This is a genomic window from Amaricoccus sp., assembly GCF_036846665.1.
In the GTDB taxonomy this organism is placed as follows: Bacteria; Pseudomonadota; Alphaproteobacteria; order Rhodobacterales; family Rhodobacteraceae; genus Amaricoccus.
The window spans coordinates 1-5,437 of the sequence record NZ_DAIUBO010000246.1; the positions used below are offsets into that span (position 1 = coordinate 1).

At 71.2% G+C, this 5,437-nt stretch carries 3 protein-coding genes and 1 pseudogene; 3 read left to right on the plus strand and 1 reads right to left on the minus strand.

Translation table 11 applies throughout. The features are described from left to right. Positions 1-253: 253 nt before the first annotated feature. Together gcvT and gcvH are read left to right on the plus strand one after the other, a co-directional pair. The gene (gene gcvT, locus V7050_RS17735; protein WP_324374670.1) at positions 254-1,393 is read left to right on the plus strand and encodes a glycine cleavage system aminomethyltransferase GcvT; all 1,140 of its coding nucleotides are present in this window, start codon (positions 254-256) and stop codon (positions 1,391-1,393) included. A 29-nt stretch (positions 1,394-1,422) separates the two neighbouring features. Continuing rightward, entirely contained in the window at positions 1,423-1,782 is a 360-nt protein-coding gene (gcvH, locus tag V7050_RS17740) for a glycine cleavage system protein GcvH (protein WP_324374674.1), read from the plus strand. Positions 1,783-2,367: 585 nt separating this feature from the next. Here the strand turns inward: gcvH and V7050_RS17745 are convergent. Continuing rightward, positions 2,368-2,655 (minus strand): hypothetical protein, encoded by a 288-nt coding sequence (locus V7050_RS17745; RefSeq protein ID WP_324374672.1) that lies wholly within the window; start codon positions 2,653-2,655, stop codon positions 2,368-2,370. Positions 2,656-3,172: 517 nt separating this feature from the next. Here V7050_RS17745 and V7050_RS17750 point away from each other — a divergent pair. Then, a pseudogene (locus V7050_RS17750) lies at positions 3,173-5,437 on the plus strand (hypothetical protein); the annotation flags it as partial.

The following is a 5,437-nucleotide window of genomic DNA, read 5'->3' on the forward strand; positions in this document are numbered from 1 at the left end:
AAGGCGTGCCTCCGGCACGACGCGGGCGCTTCGCACCCGCCGGGCCGGGCGCTGCCCTCATCTGGTTGTGGGGCGGTCGAGGAAGAAAGATTGGGCTCCTCATGCGATCACCCTGCCGACCAAGAGCGCGGCGCTTGCCCCGATCCGGCGGCGTCTCTAGGATCGGAGAGAGGGCGGCGGATCCGGCGGTGCCGGGAACCGGGGGCGCGCGGGGGGCGCGGGACCCGATCGCCGGATGGAGGGAGCGAGGATCATGAGCGAAGCCCGGAAGACGCCGCTCCACAGGATGCACGAATCGCGCGGCGCGCGCATGGTGCCCTTCGCCGGCTACGAGATGCCGCTGAACTATCCCGCCGGGATCATGAAGGAGCATCTGCACACCCGCTCGGCGGCCGGTCTCTTCGACGTGAGCCACATGGGCCAGGTGGTGATACGTCCGAAGTCCGGCCGGATCGAGGATGCCGCCGCGGCGCTGGAGCGGCTGATCCCGATGGACGTGATCGGGCTCGGCGAGGGGCGGCAGCGCTACGGCCTCTTCACCAACGATGCCGGCGGGATCCTCGACGACCTGATGTTTGCGCATCTCGGCGACCATCTCTTCGTGGTGGTCAATGCCGCCTGCAAGGCCGACGACATCGCGCATCTGGAGGCGGGCCTGGGCGAGAGCTGCACCGTCGAGCCGCTGGAGCGCGGGCTGATCGCGCTGCAGGGGCCGCAGGCTGAGACCGCGCTCGCGCGCCTCGCGCCGGACGTGAGCCTGATGCGTTTCATGGACGTGCGCGAGATCGACATCAAGGGCATCGACGCGCTCGTGGCGCGCTCGGGCTATACCGGCGAGGACGGATTCGAGATCTCGGTCCCGGTTTCCGCGGCCCATGACCTCACCGACTGGCTGCTGGCCTTCCCGGAGGTCGAGATGATCGGGCTCGGGGCGCGGGATTCGCTGCGGCTGGAGGCGGGGCTCTGCCTCTACGGCCACGACATCGACGCGACCACGACGCCGGTCGAGGCGGCGCTGGAATGGGCGATCCAGCCGGCGCGGCGGTCGGGCGGCGCACGGGCCGGCGGCTTTCCCGGCGCGGAAGTGATCCTGCAGCAGATCGCCGGGGGCGCCGAGCGCCGCCGGGTCGGGCTCCTGCCCGAGGGGCGGGCGCCGATGCGCGAGGGCACCGAGCTCTTCGCCGCCGAGGACGGGCCATCGGACGGGCCTTCGATCGGGCGGATCACCTCGGGCGGCTTCGGGCCGAGCCTCAATGCGCCGGTGGCGATGGGCTATGTGGCGATCGAGCACGCGGCGCCGGGCACGCGGGTCTTTGCCAGCTTGCGCGGAAAGATGCTGCCTGCAACAGTGGCCAAGATGCCTTTCATCCGACCGGGCTACAAGCGGCGGTGACGGGGCGCCTATCCAGGGAGAACCGCATGCTGAAATTCACCGAGGAACACGAGTGGCTGAGACAGGACGGCGACGAGGTGATCGTCGGCATCACCGAGCATGCCACCCAGCAGCTCGGTGACCTGGTCTTCGTGGAGCTGCCCGAGGAAGGCACGACCGTGGCCAAGGGCGACGAGGTCGTGACCATCGAATCGGTGAAGGCCGCCAGCGACATCACCGCCCCGCTCGACGGGCAGATCACCGAGGTCAATGCCGCCATCGTCGAGAACCCCGCGCTGGTGAACGAGGATCCGATGGAGAACGGCTGGTTCTTCAAGATGACGCTCGCCGAGCCCTCCGAGCTCGAGGGGCTGATGGACGAGGACGCCTATCGCGACTACATCGCCTGATACCATCTCCGGGTGATCGCTTCGCCCAGGCACCCGGCCCCGGGGACGGCAGGAACGACAAGCGCGCGCCAGTCGGGCGTGCGCGGATCGCCAGGCGACGGCGCAGGCCCCTCGGCCTCCGCGCTCGCGCGCATCTCGCGCCTGCCCGAAGTGTCCGCCCAGCCAGCACCTTTGAAAGACTGTGCAACAACAGTATCTTAGGTCTGGTTTCACCGTGAAACGCCCCCGGGACGACGCGCCGGGAGGGTTGGAGCTCTCGCCGCATGGGGGCGGGATCGAAGGCGGCGGACAGAACCGATCGGGCGGAATTCGTACGAAGCCGTCAGGGGGCGAGAAGCTTTCGGAGAAGCCCGAGCCCGGCGACCATACCCACCGCGCCGACGGTGCCGGCGCCCGGAGTGCCGCCGAAGCTGCCCGCGGTCTCGATCCCGGACGACGGCGCCGAGCGCCGCCGGCACCAGGATCGCGCCCAGCATCCCGGGCTGTGCCCCCGGATTACCGTCCAGACGCACGCCCCCGGGGCTATCGCCCGGCGACGCGACCGGACCGGCGACGCGACCGGCCCGGGGGCGGCGTCCGGTCACCTCATTCCACGATCGAGAGGCCTTCGACGATCCCGTCGTTGGACGCGAGGCAGCGCCAGTTGTCGCCGTCGCTCGAGGTGAGCATCACGGTGGTCCCGGCCGCGGAGAAATCGGAGTTCGTCACGGTCGCGTTCGCGCTCGGCCTGTTGCGGTTGACCGCCGAGATACAGGCGGATTCGGCGTCGGGCGTGCCGGACCGCATCGCCGTCTCGGAACAGGTCGTGTCGTCGCAGGCCGCGACGCCGAGCGCCAGCCCGGCCATGAGCACGAGTGCTGCAGGATATTTCATTCCCGGTCCCTCCTGATGCTCGACCAACCGGTGTCCCAGGTGGCGGCGCGGTGGCACTGCTTGGGCAAGTCTGCGAGGCTGTAGCCCTCGGCGTAGAGCGCGCTTGCGGCCTCGTCGCTTGCCGATGCTCGAGCCCTACCCGCGATAGAGCCTCCGGGCCCGTTTGCGGTTCATCACCATTCCCTCCGGGCGCAGGAGGGCGGCCATCCCAGTCGCTTCATACGTTCAAGGTTTACATCAAATTAAACCTAAAGTAGATTAAGAACAGGATAACAGCACGGATTAGTTGCTTAATGTTTCCGATTCATAAACAATATACCGTACCCGGCCCGAAACATTGACGGATTCTCGTGCTCGCATGGTCGTGCGCCAGAGGAGGCGGGAGATTCCGGGACATCGGATTGCAGGGGCCCGGCGGCGGCTTCGGACCTGGCCTGCGGCGATCTTCCTGGCACTGGTTCTGGCCCAGGTCCCGGCGGCGGTTCGGGCGGCGCCGGCGCCCTCCAGCACTTCGATCGTGGGTGACACCGTCACCAATCCGGTGACGAGCAGCGATACGACGGTCTCCGCGCTGGTGGTCGACCCGGCCGGCACGCCCACCGCGGGCGATACCGCCTTCGTCGAGACGGCGGACGGCTACAGCTTTCTGGTCAAGACTGCGGGCGAGACCTTCTACAACACCGACAACCCGCCGGTCGCCTTCGAGATCCAGTCGATCTCGGGCACCACGGCAACGGTGAGCAACAGCGTCAACCCTTCGACGACGGCCGATTTCTCCACCGGGATGACCCAGGCCGAGTTCGATGCCAATTTCAACAGCTCCGGCACGGCCGGCACCCTGCGCCCGCCGGAGGACGTCTCCGGGCCGAACGGCGTCACGAACATCGTCTACGGCCAGAACGGCAGCAACGGCCGCGACGGGGCGCTCTTCGTGCCGCCCTCGTCGGGGGGCAACGGCGCAGCGGGGCCGACCCAGAACGCGACGCTGAGCAGCGATGTCGACGCCACCTCCAATGTCGGCTGGAGCGTCGGCAGCGTCGGCGGCGATGGCGGGGACGGGGGCGATTCCTACGCGAGCTTCTTCAGCGGCCGCGACGGCGGCGACGGCGGCAAGGGCGGCACGGTCAATGCGGTGCAGGCGGCCGGGAGCACCATCCAGACCAGCGGCAGCGGCAACGACGGCATCTTCGCCTTCAGCCGCAGCGGCGAGGCCGGCGACGGCGGCTCCGGCTTCGCCGCGCCGGGCGGCGGCACCGGCGGCCATTCCGCGGACGGCGGCGCCGTCACCCTCGACCAGCGCGGCACGATCTTCACCCAGGGCGAGAATGCCGACGGCATCTATGCGCTGAGCGTCAGCAACAACGGCGGCAACGGCGGCGACCAATGGGGGCTGGTCGGCTCGGCCGGCGACGGCGGGCTCGGCGGCAGCGGCGGCACGGTGTCGGTCGCCTCCTCGGGCAGCATCCTGACCCAGGGCGACTTCGCGAACGGGATCCTGGCGCAATCGGTGGGCGGGTCGGGCGGCTCGGCGGGCAGTGCGGGCAACCTGCTCGTCTCGCTCCTCGGCGCGAACGACAACGGCGGCAACGGCTCGACGGTCAGCGTCTCGAACAGCGGCGCGATCCAGACCGGCGGCGCCTTCGCGCGCGGGATCGTCGCCCAGTCCATCGGCGGCGGCGGCGGGACCGGCGGCAGCGGCGGCGGCCTCGTGGCGCTGGCGCTGGGCGGCGTCGGCTCGAACGGCGGCAACGGCGGCGCGGTGAACGTCACCAACCAGGGAAGCGGCACCATCGCGACCGCCCGGGAGGGCGCGGACGGCATCCTGGCCCAGTCGATCGGCGGCAGCGGCGCCGCGGGCGCCAATGCCTACGGGCTCGTCGCCGTCGGCGGCACCGGGTCCAACGGCGGTAGCAGTTCGGCCGTCAGCGTGTCGAACTACGGCTCGATCACCACCGAAGGCGTGGGCGCGCGCGGCATCGTGGCGCAATCCATCGGCGGCGGCGGCGGCGACGGCGGCTCCACCGGCGGCATGGTCGCGGTCGGCGGCAGCGGCAGCGGCGGCGGCAGCGGCGCGCCGGTGAGCGTCCTGAACGACGGCATCATCACCACCAGGGAGAGCGACGCGCTCGGGATTCTCGCGCAATCCATCGGCGGCGGCGGCGGCAACGGCGGCTCCTCCGGCGCGATCGGCGCCTTCGTCGGCGTCGGGATCGGCGGCAAGGGCGGCGGCGGCGGTGCCGGCGGCGATGCCGCGGTCACCCTGTCGAACACCGACGCCAGCCAGCCCTCCTCGATCCGCACCTCGGGGGCGCGCTCCACCGGGGTCTTCGTGCAATCGGTCGGCGGCGGCGGCGGCAACGGCGGCGGCGCGGTCTCGGTGGCGGCGGGCGCCTTCGGCGCGGCATCGGTCGCGGTCGGCGGCTCGGCCGGGAGCGGCGGCGCGGGCGGCACCGTCACCTTGAACGGCAGCGGCTCGGCCGCGGTGCAGACCGGCGGCGAGGATTCGGACGGCATCCTGCTGCAATCCATCGGCGGCGGCGGCGGCAACGGTGGCTATGCCGTGTCGGTGGCCGTGTCCGGAGGCCCGGTCGCCGGCTCGCTTTCGGTGGGCGTCGGCGGGTCCGGCGGCAGCGGCGGCGCGGGCGGCGAGGTCCGGGTCGGCACGGTCGACGGCCTCGGCGCGCTCACCGGCGCGGGCTTCACCGGCAGCGTCATCACCGGCGCCGACCGCTCGTCGGGGCTCGTGTTCCAGTCGGTGGGCGGCGGCGGCGGCAACGGCGGG